The 15,303-nt window shown below is 68.5% G+C and carries 12 protein-coding genes; 5 read left to right on the top strand and 7 right to left on the bottom strand.

The window, feature by feature from the left end:
- Positions 1-23 precede the first annotated feature (23 nt).
- The gene (locus tag NP80_RS22825) at positions 24-290 is read left to right on the top strand and encodes a DUF2866 domain-containing protein (RefSeq protein ID WP_006407722.1); all 267 of its coding nucleotides are present in this window, start codon (positions 24-26) and stop codon (positions 288-290) included.
- Positions 291-329: 39 nt separating this feature from the next.
- On the opposite strand, the gene NP80_RS22820 is transcribed toward NP80_RS22825, so the two are convergent.
- Complete coding sequence (locus tag NP80_RS22820; protein ID WP_006411689.1) at positions 330-2,261, bottom strand: ATP-binding cassette domain-containing protein; 1,932 nt, start codon at positions 2,259-2,261, stop codon at positions 330-332.
- Between the two features lie 135 nt (positions 2,262-2,396).
- Between NP80_RS22820 and NP80_RS22815 the strand changes: the two genes are divergently transcribed.
- On the top strand, positions 2,397-2,876 hold the full coding sequence (locus tag NP80_RS22815; RefSeq protein WP_006402630.1) for a glutathione peroxidase: 480 nt from the start codon (positions 2,397-2,399) through the stop codon (positions 2,874-2,876).
- Between the two features lie 37 nt (positions 2,877-2,913).
- Here the strand turns inward: NP80_RS22815 and cls are convergent, their stop codons facing one another.
- The 6 genes from cls to dapC form a co-directional block, all read right to left on the bottom strand.
- On the bottom strand, positions 2,914-4,353 hold the full coding sequence (gene cls / locus NP80_RS22810) for a cardiolipin synthase (protein ID WP_006407720.1): 1,440 nt from the start codon (positions 4,351-4,353) through the stop codon (positions 2,914-2,916).
- 104 nt (positions 4,354-4,457) lie between these two features.
- Positions 4,458-5,366: a 50S ribosomal protein L3 N(5)-glutamine methyltransferase gene (prmB, locus tag NP80_RS22805; RefSeq protein ID WP_006402632.1), complete on the bottom strand. Its 909-nt coding sequence runs from the start codon at positions 5,364-5,366 to the stop codon at positions 4,458-4,460.
- An 11-nt stretch (positions 5,367-5,377) separates the two neighbouring features.
- On the bottom strand, positions 5,378-6,517 hold the full coding sequence (gene dapE / locus NP80_RS22800; RefSeq protein ID WP_006407719.1) for a succinyl-diaminopimelate desuccinylase: 1,140 nt from the start codon (positions 6,515-6,517) through the stop codon (positions 5,378-5,380).
- Positions 6,518-6,594: 77 nt separating this feature from the next.
- Positions 6,595-6,963 (bottom strand): ArsC family reductase, encoded by a 369-nt coding sequence (locus NP80_RS22795; protein ID WP_006402634.1) that lies wholly within the window; start codon positions 6,961-6,963, stop codon positions 6,595-6,597.
- A complete protein-coding gene (gene dapD / locus NP80_RS22790; RefSeq protein WP_006402635.1) occupies positions 6,963-7,790 on the bottom strand; it encodes a 2,3,4,5-tetrahydropyridine-2,6-dicarboxylate N-succinyltransferase in 828 nt (275 codons plus the stop codon). Before dapD ends, NP80_RS22795 begins: the two co-directional genes overlap by 1 nt.
- A 45-nt stretch (positions 7,791-7,835) precedes the next feature.
- On the bottom strand, positions 7,836-9,068 hold the full coding sequence (gene dapC / locus NP80_RS22785; RefSeq protein ID WP_006407717.1) for a succinyldiaminopimelate transaminase: 1,233 nt from the start codon (positions 9,066-9,068) through the stop codon (positions 7,836-7,838).
- A 153-nt stretch (positions 9,069-9,221) separates the two neighbouring features.
- Between dapC and NP80_RS22780 the strand changes: the two genes are divergently transcribed.
- The 3 genes from NP80_RS22780 to NP80_RS22770 all read left to right on the top strand — a co-directional run bounded on the left by NP80_RS22780 (position 9,222) and on the right by NP80_RS22770 (position 15,215).
- Entirely contained in the window at positions 9,222-10,163 is a 942-nt protein-coding gene (locus NP80_RS22780) for a DMT family transporter (protein WP_006407716.1), read from the top strand.
- Between the two features lie 138 nt (positions 10,164-10,301).
- Positions 10,302-13,814 carry a chromosome segregation protein SMC gene (gene smc / locus NP80_RS22775; protein WP_006411690.1) on the top strand — a complete coding sequence of 1,171 codons (3,513 nt, stop codon included), beginning with the start codon at positions 10,302-10,304 and terminating at the stop codon, positions 13,812-13,814.
- Positions 13,815-13,898: 84 nt separating this feature from the next.
- Positions 13,899-15,215: a cell division protein ZipA C-terminal FtsZ-binding domain-containing protein gene (locus NP80_RS22770; RefSeq protein WP_006407714.1), complete on the top strand. Its 1,317-nt coding sequence runs from the start codon at positions 13,899-13,901 to the stop codon at positions 15,213-15,215.
- Positions 15,216-15,303 lie beyond the last annotated feature (88 nt).

Here is a 15,303-nt window from a genome sequence, read left to right as displayed (position 1 = left end):
ACCGTGCAATGCGAAGGGAACCTATGTTGAAACGGTATGGGGATGCGCCCGGCGGACGTCTTTACAACCTGCGCGGCTGCCGCGTATCCGAACCGATTCGCCAGCCCTGGGGCGGCGGATGCCGGATCGTCGAATGGATCGACGACGACGGGCGTCTCGCGCGCCGCGTCGTGTCGGAGGATGTGACCGAAGCGGAAGTCGTCGCGGCGATCCGCCGGCCGACCGAAGGGCGCCGGCATCTGATGGACGACGACGAGCAGCTGCCGCGCGATACGCTGCCGCGGCGCTGAACCGGCGCTGCGCGGCCGCCGGCCGGCGGCGCGCCGCGTTCAGCCGATCTGCTCCAGTTCTTCCTGCGCGGCGAGCCAGTCCGCCTCGATCGCTTCGAGCCGCGCATTCACGTCGCCGAGCTTGCGGATTGCATCGGTCAGCTCGGCCTTTCGCGCGGCCTCGTAGCTCGCCGGATCGGCGACGAACGCATCGAGGCGCGCCTTCTCCGCGTGCAGCGTCTCCATTTCCTTCTCGAGCTTCGTGATGCGCGTCTGCAGCGGCTTCTTCAGTTGCGATAGACGCTGTCGCTCCTCGGCCGCCTGACGCTTCTGGTCCTTGCGGTTCACGGCCGGCGCCGCGCCCGATGCGGCGGCACCTTCCGCCTTCGCGGCCGCGCGCTGTTCGGCCGCATGCTGGAGCAGCCAGTCGCGGTAATCGTCGAGATCGCCGTCGAACGGCTGCAGCCGGTGCTTCGCGACGAGCATGAACTGGTCGGTCGTCGCGCGCAGCAGGTGACGATCGTGCGAGACGAGAATCAGCGTGCCCTCGAACTGTGCGAGCGCCATCGTCAGCGCATGACGCGTTTCGAGATCGAGGTGGTTCGTCGGTTCGTCGAGCAGCAGCAGGTTCGGCTTCTGCCAGATGATCAGCGCGAGCGCGAGGCGCGCCTTCTCGCCGCCCGAGAACGGGCCGACCGCGCTCGTCGCCATGTCGCCCGAGAAGTTGAAGCCGCCGAGGAAGTCGCGCAGTTCCTGCTCGCGCGTGTCGGGCGCGAGTCGCGCAAGATGCGCGAGCGGCGAATCGTCCTCGCGCAGCGTCTCGAGCTGGTGCTGCGCGAAATAGCCGATCGTCAGCCCCTTGCCTTCGCGCACGTGCCCGGACAGCGGCGTGAGCGTGCCGGCCAGCGTCTTGATCAGCGTCGACTTGCCCTGGCCGTTCGCGCCGAGCAGGCCGATGCGCTGCCCGTTCTGGATCGACAGCGTCACGCGCTCGACGATCGGAATCTCGGTGCCGTCGTCCGCACGGTAGCCGCAGCGCACGTCTTCCATCACCATCATCGGGTTCGGCGCCGCATCCGGCGTGCGGAACTCGAACGTGAACGGCGACGCGACGTGCGCGGGCGCGATCAGCTCCATCTTTTCGAGCGCCTTCATCCGGCTCTGCGCCTGGCGTGCCTTGGTCGCCTTCGCCTTGAAGCGGTCGATGAAGCTCTGCAGGTGCGCGACTGTCTTCTGCTGCTTCTCGTACGCGCTCTGCTGCAGCGCGAGCTGCTGCGCACGCAGCACTTCGAATTGCGAATAGTTGCCGCCGTAGCGCTTGATCTGCCGATTCTCGAGATGCAGCGTGACGTTGCAGATCGAGTCGAGAAATTCGCGGTCGTGCGAGATCACGACGAGCGTGCCGGGATAGCGGTGCAGCCAGTCTTCGAGCCAGACGATTGCGTCGAGATCGAGGTGGTTGGTCGGCTCGTCGAGCAGCAGCAGATCGGACCGGCACATCAGCGCCTGCGCGAGATTCAGCCGCATCCGCCAGCCGCCGGAGAAGCTCGCGACCGGCTCGCGCGTTTGCGCGAGCGTGAAGCCGAGGCCGAGCAGCAGCGCTTCCGCACGCGCGGGCGCGGTGTAGCCGTCGGCGTCCGCGAACGCCGCGTGCGCTTCGGCTTCGGCCGCGCCATCATGGGCGGCCGAGGCAGCGGCGATGCGTGCCTCGATCTCGCGCAACGCGGCGTCGCCGTCGAGCGTGTAGTCGAGCGCGGAGCGATCGACGGCGGGCGTTTCCTGCGACACGTGCGCGATCCGCCACGACGGCGGCATCGAGAAATCGCCGGCGTCGGCGTGCAGCTCGCCGCGCAGGACCGCGAACAGCGTCGACTTGCCGGCGCCGTTCGCGCCGATCAGGCCGGCTTTCTCGCCGGGATTGAGCACGAACGAGGCCGAGTCGAACAGCGGCTTGGTGCCGCGCGCAAGGCTGAACTGATTGAAACGGATCACGACGGAAATGACTGGCCAAAACCGCTATTCTAGACTGCGCACCGTTCGCGCACGCATCGGCCGTCCGGCCAATGTCGCGACGGCCCGATTTGCCGTAGCATTCACGTCGGTCCGGTTTCGTCAAAGGAGTACCCGATGTCTTCCCTGTATACATTCAGCGCCGACACGCTGGCCGGTGTGCCGAGCACGCTCGATGTCTATCGCGGCAAGGTGCTCCTGATCGTCAATACCGCGAGCGAGTGCGGTTTCACGCCGCAGTACGCGGGGCTGCAGAAGCTGTACGAACGCTACGCGGCGCGCGGCTTTTTCGTGCTCGGCTTTCCCTGCAACCAGTTCGGCAAGCAGGAGCCGGGCGACGCCGAGCAGATCGGCGCCTTCTGCGAGCGCAATTACGGCGTCACGTTTCCGATATTCGCGAAGATCGACGTGAAGGGTCCGAACGCGCATCCGCTGTATCGCTATCTGACCGACGAGTCGCCCGGCATCTTCGGCCTGAAGGCGATCAAGTGGAACTTCACGAAATTCCTGATCGACCGCGACGGGCGCATCGTGAAGCGCTACGCGCCTTCGACAAAGCCTGAGGACATCGCCGCGGATATCGAAAAGCTGCTCTGACACGCGGCGCGCCGGCATCGGGCACGCGGGCCGGCGGCTACAGGATCGGCGCGAACAGCCGCGCGACGTGCATCGCGATGCGCCGCCAAGCGGGCGACTGCCGGTACTCGCTCGTATCGACCTCGTAGGACTGCGCGAAGTCCGCGGCGAGCATTGCGGCCACTTCATCGGCGAACGCGCGGTCGATCGTCAGCACCATGATCTCGAAGTTCAGCCGGAACGAGCGGTTGTCGAGATTGGCGCTGCCGATCGCCGCGGCGACGCGGTCGATCAGCACGACCTTCTGATGCAGGAATCCCGGGCGGTAGCGGAACACCTTGACGCCTGCATCGACGAGGTCGCGCGCGTACAGCTTCGACGCCTCGAACACGACGTAGTGATCGCGGCGGCTCGGGATCAGGATGCGTACGTCGACGCCGCGCATCACCGCGAGCTTCAGCGCCGCGACGACGGCCTCGTCGGGTACGAGGTACGGCGTGGTGATCCAGACGCGCTCGCGCGCCGCGTTGATCGCCTCGACAAAGAACAGCGAGCCGGTTTCCTGCTTGTCGGCCGGGCCCATCGGCACCGCGAGGCAATGCATGTCGTCGTCCGGCAGCGCGGCCGGCGGCGCGGCGAGCGACGGCAGCGTCTGTGTCGCCCAGTGCCAGTCTTCGGCGAACACGTACTGGATGCTCGCGACGGCCGGCCCGCGTATCTCGATGTGCGTGTCGCGCCACGGCGACAGGCGCGGGTTGCCGCCGAGATACTCGACGCCGACGTTGTGTCCGCCGACGAACGCGCGAGTGCCGTCGACGACGACGATCTTGCGGTGATTGCGGAAGTTGAGCTGGAAGCGGTTGACGAACTTGCGATGCGTCGCGAACGGATGGACTTCGACGCCGCCGCGCCGCAGCGCGTCGACGTAGCTGCGCGGCAGGTCGAAGCTGCCGATGCTGTCGTACAGCAGATAGCAGCGCACGCCGGCCGCGGCGCGCGCGAGCAGTGCGTCGCGCAGCATCTGGCCGAGCGCATCGTCGCGCACGATGAAGAACTGGACGATCACGTAATCGCGCGCGGCGTCGATCGCCGAGAGAATCGCCGCGAAGGTTGCGTCGCCGTTCACCAGCGTGCGCACCGAATTGCCGCCGACGAACGGCATGCCGCCGAGCCGCCTGAGTGCGAGTACCGCAGCCTGGCCGAGCGCATCGGCCGCCGGCCGGTCGCCCGCGTTCGCGTCGAGCCACGGCGCGCGCGGTGTGTGCGTGCGCAACGCTTCGGTTTCGTGGCGGCGCGCGTCGACGTAGCCGGAGAACTTGCTGCGGCCGAGAAACAGATAGGGGATCAGCGTGAGGTACGGCATCGCGGCGAGCGAGACCGCCCATGCGATGGCGCCTTGCGACGTCCGCGTGTTCAGGATCGCGTGGAAGGCCGCGACGATCCCGAGCACGTGAATGGCCAGGATCAGTGTGCCGAGGTGTAGCCAGTCGAGGGTCATGGGCGCGTGACGGACTCCTGAAGTCGTGCGGCGCGGCGGCCGCGTACGCGCATCTTACCCAAGGGGGCGGCGCAGCGGGTTGCCGCGCCGCCTGCATCGCCGGTTCAGCCCTTGCGCGGGAGGTCGGCCGCCTGGATCAGGAACACGTTGTCGTCGCCCGCGCTGGTCGGCAGCCACGTGAGCTCGAGCCCGCCGAACGCCGCTTCGACATGCTCGCGTTCGTTGCCGATCTCGACGACCAGCACGCCGTCGTCGTGCAGCCAGTTGTGCGCCTCGGCGACGATACGCCGCACGATATCCATGCCGTCGTCGCCGCCCGCGAGCGCCATCTCGGGCTCATGGCGGTATTCGGGCGGCAGCTTCGCCATCGAGGCCGCGTTGACATACGGCGGGTTCGTCAGGATCACGTCGTAGCGCGCGTCGGGCTGCGCGCGGAATGCCGGCAGCGGCGCATACAGATCGCCACGGTGCAGCGTGATCCGGTCTTCGAGGCCGTAGTCGCGCACGTTGATCTGCGCGACTTCGAGCGCGTCGGCCGACAGATCGACCGCGTCGATTTCGGCGTTCGGGAACGCGCTCGCCGCGAGGATCGCGAGGCAGCCCGAGCCCGTGCAGAGCTCGAGTACCGCGCCGACCTGCTCGGGATCGGCGACGTACGGCTGCAGCCCGTCGTCGAGCAGCTCGCCGATGAACGAACGCGGCACGATCACGCGCTCGTCGACGTAGAAGCGGTGGCCGTGCATCCACGCTTCGCGCGTCAGATAGGCGGCCGGCACGCGCTCGGTCGCGCGTCGCTCGATCACCGCGAGCACGGCCGCGATTTCGTCGGGCAGCAGCCGCGCGTCGAGGAACGGTTCGAGCGTGTCGAGCGGCAGGTCGAGCGTATGCAGCACGAGATACGCGGCTTCGTCATACGCGTTGTCCGAGCCGTGGCCGAACGCGAGCTTGGCTTTCGAGAAGCGCGTGACCGCGTAGCGCAGCAGGTCGCGCACGGTGGCAAAAGGGGTCGTCATGCGAGGCTCCGTCAGGCGATCAGTTGTTCAAGCACGCGGCGGTACACGTTCTTCAGCGGCTCGACGAAGCGCACCTCGATATGCTCGTCGATCTTGTGGATGCTGCCGTTCGGCGGACCGAACTCGATCACCTGCGGGCAGATGCGCGCGATGAAGCGGCCGTCGGACGTGCCGCCCGTGGTCGACAGCTCGGTCGTGAGGCCCGTCTCCGCGCGGATCGCGTGCTCGAGCGCATTCGACAGCTCGCCGCGCGGCGTGAGAAACGGCAGGCCGCTCACCGTCCACTTCAGCGTGTAGTCGAGCCGGTGCTTGTCGAGGATCGCGTGCACGCGTGCCTGCAGGCCTTCGACGGTGCTCGCGGTCGAGAAGCGGAAGTTGAACAGCAGATCCGCGTGGCCGGGGATCACGTTCGTCGCGCCCGTGCCGGCACGCAGGTTCGACACCTGCCAGGTGGTCGGCGGGAAGTATTCGTTGCCTTCGTCCCACTGCTCGGCGGCGAGTTCGGCGAGCGCCGGCGCGAGCAGGTGGATCGGGTTCTTCGCGAGGTGCGGATACGCGATGTGGCCTTGCACGCCCTTGACGATCAGCTCGCCGGACATCGAGCCGCGGCGCCCGTTCTTCACGACGTCGCCGAGCTCGGCGGTCGACGTCGGCTCGCCGACGATGCAGTAGTCGAGGCGCTCGCCGCGCGACTCGAGCAGTTCGACGACCTTCACGGTGCCGTCGGTGGCCGGGCCTTCTTCGTCGCTCGTGATCAGGAACGCGATCGCGCCGCGGTGGTCGGGATGCGCGGCGACGAATTCCTCGGCGGCGACGACGAACGCCGCGAGCGAGGTCTTCATGTCGGCGGCGCCGCGGCCGTACAGCTTGCCGTCGCGATGGGCGGGGACGAACGGCGGCGACGTCCACTGCTCGAGCGGACCGGTAGGCACGACGTCGGTGTGGCCCGCGAACGCGAGCAGCTTGCCGTCGCGGCCGTCGGTGCCGCGCTTGACGGCCCACAGGTTGGTCACGCCGTGCGATGCGACGGTCTCGCAATCGAAACCGAGCGCGGCGAGGCGCTCGGTCATGATCTGCTGGCAATGCTGGTCGTCGGGCGTGACGGAGGCGCGCGCGATCAGTTGTTCGGTAAGGGCTAGGGTGGCGGACATGGTTCGGACCACTTTCGATAAAAAATGCCGGCGCGGTGGCCGGCAGCGATGAGACGTCGCGCGCTGCGCCGGCGGCGCTATGCGGCGAACAGCGCCGCGTACTGATCGGCCGCGAAGCCGACCGATTTCACGCGGCCGTCGACGACCAGCACCGGCCGCTTGATGACCGACGGCTTGTGGATCATCAGCGCGACGGCGCCGGCCTGCGTGTCGGCGGCGGCCTTCATGGCGTCGTCGAGCGCGCGCCAGGTCGTGCCGCGCTTGTTGACGAGCGTGTCGAGCGGCACGTCCTTCAGCCAGTCCTCGATCAGCGGCGCGCTGACGCCGGCTTTCTTGAAGTCGTGGAATTCGAACGCGACGCCGTGTTCGTCGAGCCACACGCGGGCTTTCTTCACGGTGTCGCAGTTCGGAATGCCGTAGACGACCACGGTGCGCGGCCTGGCCATCAGTCGCCTCGCAGAAGCTCGTTCAGGCCGACCTTCGCGCGCGTCTTCGCGTCGACCTTCTTCACGATCACGGCGCAGTAGAGGCTGTGCGAGCCGTCCTTCGACGGCAGGTTGCCCGCGACGACGACCGAGCCGGCCGGAATGCGGCCGTAGCTGATTTCACCCGTCTCGCGATCGTAGATCTTGGTGCTCTGGCCGAGATACACGCCCATCGAGATCACCGAGTTTTCCTCGACGATCACGCCTTCGACGACTTCCGAACGTGCGCCGATGAAGCAGTTGTCCTCGATGATGACCGGGTTCGCCTGCAGCGGCTCGAGCACGCCGCCGATGCCGACGCCGCCCGACAGGTGCACGTTCTTGCCGATCTGCGCGCACGAGCCGACGGTCGCCCACGTGTCGACCATCGTGCCTTCGTCGACGTATGCGCCGATGTTCGTGTACGACGGCATCAGCACGACGTTCTTTGCGATGAACGAACCGCGGCGCGCGATGGCCGGCGGCACGACGCGGAAGCCGCCCGCGGCGAAATCCTCGGCCGTGTAGTTCGCGAACTTCGACGGCACCTTGTCGTAGAACTGCGAATAGCCGCCGGCCGGCATCGGCGCGTTGTCCTCCAGGCGGAACGACAGCAGCACGGCTTTCTTCAGCCATTGGTGCACGGTCCAGTTGCCGTCGATTTTCTCGGCGACGCGCAGCGCACCTTTGTCGAGTTGCTCGATCGCATGAGCGACGGCCTCGCGGACTTCGGCGGGCGCGGCCTTCGGCGACAGTTCCGCACGGTTTTCCCAGGCGTTATCGATGATTTGCTGAAGTTGTTGCGACATGTTCGTTTTCGCAGGAGATGGATGGAATTGATCGGGATGGACGTCTTACTGCGCGATGCCGCGGCAGAAATCGACGATGCGTTGCGCGCCCTCGACGCATTCGGGGGTGCCCGCGACGAGCGCGATCCGGATGAAATCGCGGCCCGGGTTCGTGCCGTGCGCGTCGCGCGCGAGGTACGAGCCGGGCAGAACCGTCACATTATAGTCGGCGTACAGGCGGCGGGCGAACTCGGTGTCCGACAGGCCGGTGCGCGCGACGTTCGCCCACAGATAGAACGCGGCGTCCGGCAGCTTGACGTCGAGCACCTCGGCGAGCATCGGCGTCACGGTGTTGAACTTCTGCAGGTACAGCGCGCGGTTCTCGCGCACGTGCGCCTCGTCGTTCCATGCGGCGATGCTCGCGTGCTGCCACACGGGCGACAGCGCGGCGCCGTGGTACGTGCGGTACAGCAGGAATTTCTTCAGCAGCGCCGCGTCGCCGGCGACGAAGCCCGAGCGCATGCCGGGCACGTTCGAGCGCTTCGACAGGCTCGACAGCATCACGAGCCCCTCGAAGCCGCGGCCGAGGCGGTTCGCGGCCTCGAGGCCGCCGAGCGGCGGCGTCGCTTCGTCGAAGTAGATTTCCGAATAGCACTCGTCGGACGCGATCACGAAGCCGTGGCGATCGGACAGCGCGAACAGCTCGCGCCAGTCGTCGAGCGTCAGCACGGCGCCGGTCGGGTTGCCCGGCGAGCAGACGTAGAGCAGCTGTGTGCGCGCCCAGACGTCGTCCGGCACGGCCGCGTAGTCGCAGGCGAAGTTGCGTGCCGGATCGCTGTTCGCGAAATAGGGCTCGGCGCCGGCCAGCAGCGCCGCCCCTTCGTAAATTTGATAGAACGGATTCGGACAGAGTACGATCGCTTTCTGCCCGCTTTCGGCCGGGCGGCTGTCGATCACCGTCTGCGCGAGCGAGAACAGCGCCTCGCGCGAGCCCGACACCGGCAGCACCTGCGTCGCCGCGTCGACGGCCGGTAGCCCGTAGCGGCGCTCGAGCCAGCGCGCGATCGACGTGCGCAGCGCGTCCGAGCCGGCCGTGGCCGGATAGGCGGCGAGGCCGTCGAGCGCGGCCACGGCCGCGTCGCGGATCAGCGCGGGCGTCGGGTGCTTGGGCTCGCCGATGCCGAAGCTGATCGGTTTGAGGCCGGCAGGGGGCGTCACGTCCTTGAACAGGGCGCGCAGCTTTTCGAAGGGATAGGGCTGGAGCGAGTCGAGTCGAGGGTTCACGGGCGAAGCGGCCATCGCGGCCGGTTGGAGCGAAAGGAGCGGCGGCGCGCCGCGACGGCGAACGGGCGCCGGCGGCGCGCGTCGCAACGGACGATTATAGCGTGACGAAATCCGGTCACGGGCGGCCCGCGGGGCGGCCCGGCGGTACGAACGAAGGGTATCGAAACAATGAACAACGCGGTACGCGGCAGCCTGCCGACACTCGCGATCCTGATCGGCGCATCGGTGTGGGGCGTGATCTGGTATCCGCTGCGCATCCTCGCGTCGCTCGGCGTGACGGGCACGCTCGCGAGCGCGCTGACGAGCGTCGTCGCGTTCCTGTTCGTGATCGTCGCGCGGCGCAGCGCGATCGCGACGCTGCGCTGGCACTGGGTGCTGCCCGGCATCGCGCTGACGGCCGGCGTGACCAATCTCGGCTTCGTGTGGGGCACGATCCACGGCGAGGTGCTGCGCGTGATGCTGCTGTTCTACCTGACGCCGGCCTGGACCGCGATCTACGCGCACTTCCTGCTGCGCGAACGGCTGACCTGGGCCGGCGCGGGACTCGCCGCGCTGTCGATCGGCGGCGCGATGCTGATGCTATGGTCGCCGCGGCTCGGCCTGCCGCTGCCGGCCAATCCGGCCGAATGGGCGGGCCTCGCGGCCGGCCTGAGCTTCGCGATGAGCAACGTGCTCGTCATCAAGGCGAGCCGCGAGCTGCCGTCGATGCGCGCGGAGATGCGTACCGCGACGCTGTTCGGCGGCGCGGCCGCGTTCGGTGCGATCGCGTCGCTGTTCGAGGGGCTGCCGCCGGTGCCGGCGAGCGGCGCGCTCGGGGTCGCGGCGCTGATCGTCGTCGCGATCGGCGTGACGATGGCCGCGAACAACCTGCTCGTGCAGTACGGCCTCGCGCGCGTGCCGGCCAACCGCGCATCGATCATCATGCTGTTCGAGATCGTGATCACCGCGCTGTCCGCGTGGGTGTTCGCGAACGAGCTGCCCACCGCGAGGGAGTGGGCCGGCGGCGCGTGCATCGTGCTCGCGACGCTGCTGTCGAGCCGCGTCCACCGTGCGGCGCCCGCGCAGGACAAACCCGGCGACGGGCAGAACGGCGCGCGCGCGATGGTATGATTGAAGCCGTTTGCGGGGCCTGGCGCTTGAGTGCGCGGCCCCGTTTTTGAATTCCGGGGGTGCGTGCGCGCCAGGGCTGACAGCCCCCGCGCCGCGCGCCGCTGTTCGTTTCACCTCTTCTTCACATCCGATACCGCCGTGCGTCTGAGCTCGATCAAACTCGCTGGCTTCAAATCCTTCGTCGATCCCACGCATTTTCAGGTTCCGGGCCAGCTCGTCGGCGTGGTGGGCCCGAACGGATGCGGCAAATCCAACATCATCGACGCCGTGCGCTGGGTGCTCGGCGAGTCGCGCGCCTCCGAGCTGCGCGGCGAGTCGATGCAGGACGTGATCTTCAACGGCTCGACGACCCGCAAGCCCGGCAGCCGGGCGAGCGTCGAGCTGATCTTCGACAACTCCGACGGCCGCGCGGCAGGCCAGTGGGGCCAGTACGGCGAGATCGCCGTGAAGCGCGTGCTTACGCGCGACGGCACGTCGAGCTACTACATCAACAACCTGCCGGCGCGCCGCCGCGACATCCAGGACATCTTCCTCGGCACCGGCCTCGGCCCGCGCGCGTACGCGATCATCGGGCAGGGGATGATCGCGCGGATCATCGAGGCGAAGCCCGAAGAGCTGCGCGTGTTCCTCGAGGAAGCCGCGGGCGTGTCGAAGTACAAGGAGCGCCGCCGCGAGACCGAGAACCGGCTGCACGACACGCGCGAGAACCTGACGCGCGTCGAGGACATCATCCGCGAACTCGCGGCGAACCTCGAGAAGCTCGAGGCGCAGGCCGTCGTCGCGACGAAGTACAAGGAGCTCGTCGCCGAAGGCGAGGAGAAGCAGCGCCTGCTGTGGCTGCTGCGCAAGAACGAGGCCGCGGCCGAGCAGCAGAAGCAGCAGCGTGCGATCGAGCAGGCGCAGATCGACCTCGAAGCGCAGACCGCCAAGCTGCGCGAAGTCGAATCGCAGCTCGAGACGCTGCGCGTCGCGCACTATGCCGCGAGCGACGCGATGCAGGGCGCGCAGGGCGCGCTCTACGAGGCGAATGCCGAAGTGAGCCGCCTCGAGGCCGAGATCAAGTTCATCGTCGAATCGCGCAACCGCGTGCAGGCGCAGATCGCCGCGCTGAACGCGCAGCGCGAGCAATGGCGCGCGCAGGCCGAGAAGGCGCAGGACGAGCTCGAGGAAGCCGAAGAAGCGCGCGCGATCGCCGACGAGAAGGCCGCGCTCGCCGAGGACGAAGCCGCGGCGAAGCACGATGCGCTGCCGGCGCTCGAAGCGAAGTGGCGCGACGCGCAGGCGCAGCTCAACGACGAGCGCGCGCGGATCGCCCAGACCGAACAATCGCTGAAACTCGAAGCCGCGCACCAGCGCAACGCCGATCAGCAGCTGCAGCAGCTGCAGCAGCGCCACGAGCGGCTGAAGGCCGAGGCCAGCGGGCTCGATGCGCCGGACGAGGCGCAGCTCGAGGAGCTGCGCATGCAGCTCGCCGAGCAGGAGGAAATTCTGACCGAAGCGCAGGCGCGGCTTGCCGATGCGCAGGAAACGGTGCCGCGTCTGGACGCCGAGCGCCGCGCCGCGCAGGAGCGCGTGCAGGCCGAAAGCGCGCAGATCCACCAGCTCGAGGCGCGGCTTGCCGCGCTGAAGCAGCTGCAGGAAAACGTGCAGACCGAAGGCAAGGTGCAGCCGTGGCTCGACAAGCACGAGCTCGGCGCGCTGCCGCGGCTCTGGAAGAAGCTGCATGTCGAACCCGGCTGGGAAGCGGCGCTCGAAGCGGTGCTGCGCGAGCGGCTCGCCGCACTCGAAGTGTCGAATCTCGACTGGGTGAAGGCGTTCGCGACCGACGCGCCACCCGCCAAGCTCGCGTTCTACGCGCCGCCGCCCGCCGGCGAGCCGCCGGCGCCGGCAGCGGGGCTGAAGCCCGTGCTGTCGCTCGTACGCATCGACGACGCCGGCATCCGCGCGGTGCTCAACGACTGGCTCGGCAACGTGTACGTCGCCGACGACGTCGCCCAGGCGCTCGCCGCGCGTGCGCAGCTGCCTGCCGGCGGCGCGTTCGTCGTGAAGGCCGGGCACATCGTCACGCGCGTCGGCGTGCAGTTGTACGCGGCCGACTCCGAGCAGGCCGGGATGCTCGCTCGCCAGCAGGAAATCGAGAACCTGACGCGTCAGGTGCGCGCACAGGCGCTGCTCGCCGACGAGGCGCGCACCGCGGCCGTGCGCGCGGAAGCCGCGCATACGCAGGCGACGCAGGCGCTCGGCGACGTGCGTGCGCAGGCCGAGCGCGCGACGCAGCGCGTGCATGCGCTGCAACTGGACGTGCTGAAGCTCGCGCAGGCGCACGAGCGTTATACGCAACGCAGCACGCAGATCCGCGAGGAACTCGAGGAGATCGGCGCGCAGATCGACGAGCAGCGCGCATTGCGCGCGGAGTCGGAAGCGAATTTCGAGCGCTTCGACGGCGAGCTCGCGGAGCTGCAGGCGCGCTTCGAGGACAACCAGCTCGCGTTCGAGGCGCTCGACGAGTCGCTGACGCACGCGCGTCAGGAGGCGCGCGATCTCGAGCGCGGCGCGAACGACGCGCGCTTCGCGGCCCGCAACGCGGTGACGCGGATCGACGAGCTCAAGCGCAGCATCCAGGTCGCGCACGAACAGAGCGAGCGCGTCGCCGCCTCGCTGGAGGACGCGCGCGCCGAGCTCGAGACGATCAACGAACAAACCGTGCACACCGGGCTGCAGGACGCGCTCGAAATCCGTGCGGTGAAGGAAGCCGCGCTGCAGGCGGCGCGCATCGAGCTCGACGATCTGACCGCGAAGCTGCGCGCGATGGACGAGCAGCGTCTCGTCGCCGAGCGTTCGCTGCAGCCGCTGCGCGACCGCATCACCGAGCTGCAGCTGAAGGAGCAGGCCGCGCGCCTGTCCGTGGAGCAGTTCGCGGAGCAGCTGGCGGCGGCCGAGGTCGACGAGGAAGCGCTGCGCGACAAGCTGACGCCGGATCTGAAGCCGTCGTATCTGCAGGGCGAAGTCACGCGGCTGAACAACGCGATCAATGCGCTCGGCCCCGTCAACATGGCGGCGCTCGACGAGCTGAAGGCAGCGAGCGAGCGCAAGGTGTTCCTCGATGCGCAATCGGCGGACCTGACCGACGCGATCACGACGCTCGAGGACGCGATCCACAAGATCGACCAGGAAACGCGCACGTTGCTGCAGGGAACCTTCGACGAGGTCAACCGTCATTTCAGCGATCTGTTCCCGCGCCTGTTCGGCGGCGGCCAGGCGAAGCTGATCATGACGGGCGACGAGATTCTCGACGCCGGCGTGCAGGTGATGGCGCAGCCGCCCGGCAAGAAGAACGCGACGATTCACCTGCTGTCGGGCGGCGAGAAGGCGCTGACGGCCACCGCGCTCGTGTTCGCGATGTTCCAGCTGAATCCGGCGCCGTTCTGTCTGCTCGACGAGGTCGACGCGCCGCTCGACGACGCGAACACCGAGCGTTTCGCGAATCTGGTGCGCGCGATGTCGGACAAGACGCAGTTCCTGTTCATCTCGCACAACAAGATCGCGATGGAAATGGCGCAGCAACTGATCGGCGTGACGATGCAGGAGCAGGGCGTTTCGCGGATCGTCGCGGTGGACATGGAAACCGCCGCCGGTTTTGCCCAGAATTGACGTTTGACCAAACCGGACCGCGGGCGCGCGGCGCATGGGCGCCCGCTCGCGGTTCGACGTAAAAGAATTGCTGATGGAGCGTGCATGGACGAGTTGACACTCGGTTTGATCGGCGCGGGCGCCGTCGTGGTGGGCGGCGTCGTGGTCTACAACGCGTGGCAGGGGGCAAAGGTGCGGCGCAGGATGCCGCGTCCGATGCCGGAAGAGACGGCCGAGGCGATCGGCCGCCCCGAGCGCGACGACGAGCTGCCGTTCATCGAGCCGGTCCGGCAGCCCGTGCGGCGCGAGCCGGCCGCGGCCGCACCGGTCGCCGGCGGCGGCGCGTCGGCCGAAGCCGCGCGCGTCGAACCGACGTTCGGCGGCGTATCGGCCGCTGCTGCGCCCGCCGACACGCCGGCCGATCTGCAGGCCGAAGCGACCGGTGCCGAGACGCGCGTCGATACCGCCGCGCGCGACGAAGCGAGCGAGCCGGCCGACGCGAGCGCCGATGCGCACGAGGCGCCTGCCGCGCAAGCTGCGACGGCAGAGTCCGCCGAGCGCGCGGAACCGGTGCTGCCGGCCGCGACGACCATTTCGTCCGCGCCGCCGGCCGTCGTCGATCGCCGCATCGACTGCATCGTGCCGATCCGGCTCGGCGCGCCGCTGCCGGGCGACAAGCTCCTGCCGGCCGCGCAGCGGCTGCGTCGCGCGGGCAGCAAGCCCGTGCATATCGAGGGCAAGCCGGAAGGCGGCCAGTGGGAGCTGCTGCAAAACGGCGTGCGCTACGAGGAACTGCGTGCGGCCGCGCAGCTCGCGAACCGCAGCGGCGCGCTCAACGAGCTCGAGTTCTCGGAGTTCGTGACGGGCGTCCAGCAGTTCGCGGACGCGATCGACGGCGCCCCCGAATTCCCGGACATGATGGAAACGGTCGCGATGGCGCGCGAGCTCGACGGCTTTGCCGCGCAGTGCGACGCGCAGCTGTCGATCAACGTGCTGTCGGACGGGGCGCCATGGTCGGCGAACTACGTGCAGGCCGTTGCGTCGCAGGACGGGCTGCTGCTGTCGCGCGACGGCACGCGGTTCGTGAAGCTCGACGCGAAGCAGAATCCGGTGTTCATGCTGCAGTTCGGCGACACCAACTTCCTGCGCGACGACCTCACGTACAAGGGCGGCGACATGATCACGCTGGTGCTCGACGTGCCGGTCGCCGAGGAAGACATCCTGCCGTTCCGGCTGATGTGCGATTACGCGAAGTCGCTGTCCGAGCGGATCGGTGCGCGCGTCGTCGACGACTCGCGCCGGCCGCTGCCGGAATCGACGCTGCTCGCGATCGAGCAGCAACTGATGAAGCTCTACGCGAAGCTCGAGGAAGCGGGCATTCCGGCCGGCTCGCCGGTCACGCGACGCCTGTTCAGCCAGTAACGCAGGCATTGGGGCGACCGCGCGCGGCGTGCGCCGGCCGGTCGCCGCGCGCGATCGCGATGCGGCGACGCAACATCGCGCACGTACG

This window comes from Burkholderia multivorans ATCC BAA-247 (assembly GCF_000959525.1).
In the GTDB taxonomy this organism is placed as follows: Bacteria; Pseudomonadota; Gammaproteobacteria; order Burkholderiales; family Burkholderiaceae; genus Burkholderia; species Burkholderia multivorans.
The sequence above is the reverse complement of the archived record's forward strand: the minus strand, read 5'-3'. Positions and strand labels throughout refer to the sequence as shown.

Excerpts from the sequence above, each read along its gene's own strand:
- NP80_RS22825 (WP_006407722.1), top strand. The coding sequence starts at position 24 with ATGTTGAAACGGTATGGGGATGCGCCCGGCGGACGTCTTTACAACCTG.
- NP80_RS22815 (WP_006402630.1), top strand. The coding sequence starts at position 2,397 with ATGTCTTCCCTGTATACATTCAGCGCCGACACGCTGGCCGGTGTGCCG.
- cls (WP_006407720.1), bottom strand. The coding sequence starts at position 4,353 with ATGACCCTCGACTGGCTACACCTCGGCACACTGATCCTGGCCATTCAC.
- prmB (WP_006402632.1), bottom strand. The coding sequence starts at position 5,366 with ATGACGACCCCTTTTGCCACCGTGCGCGACCTGCTGCGCTACGCGGTC.
- dapE (WP_006407719.1), bottom strand. The coding sequence starts at position 6,517 with ATGTCCGCCACCCTAGCCCTTACCGAACAACTGATCGCGCGCGCCTCC.
- NP80_RS22795 (WP_006402634.1), bottom strand. The coding sequence starts at position 6,963 with ATGGCCAGGCCGCGCACCGTGGTCGTCTACGGCATTCCGAACTGCGAC.
- dapD (WP_006402635.1), bottom strand. The coding sequence starts at position 7,790 with ATGTCGCAACAACTTCAGCAAATCATCGATAACGCCTGGGAAAACCGT.
- dapC (WP_006407717.1), bottom strand. The coding sequence starts at position 9,068 with ATGGCCGCTTCGCCCGTGAACCCTCGACTCGACTCGCTCCAGCCCTAT.
- NP80_RS22780 (WP_006407716.1), top strand. The coding sequence starts at position 9,222 with ATGAACAACGCGGTACGCGGCAGCCTGCCGACACTCGCGATCCTGATC.
- NP80_RS22770 (WP_006407714.1), top strand. The coding sequence starts at position 13,899 with ATGGACGAGTTGACACTCGGTTTGATCGGCGCGGGCGCCGTCGTGGTG.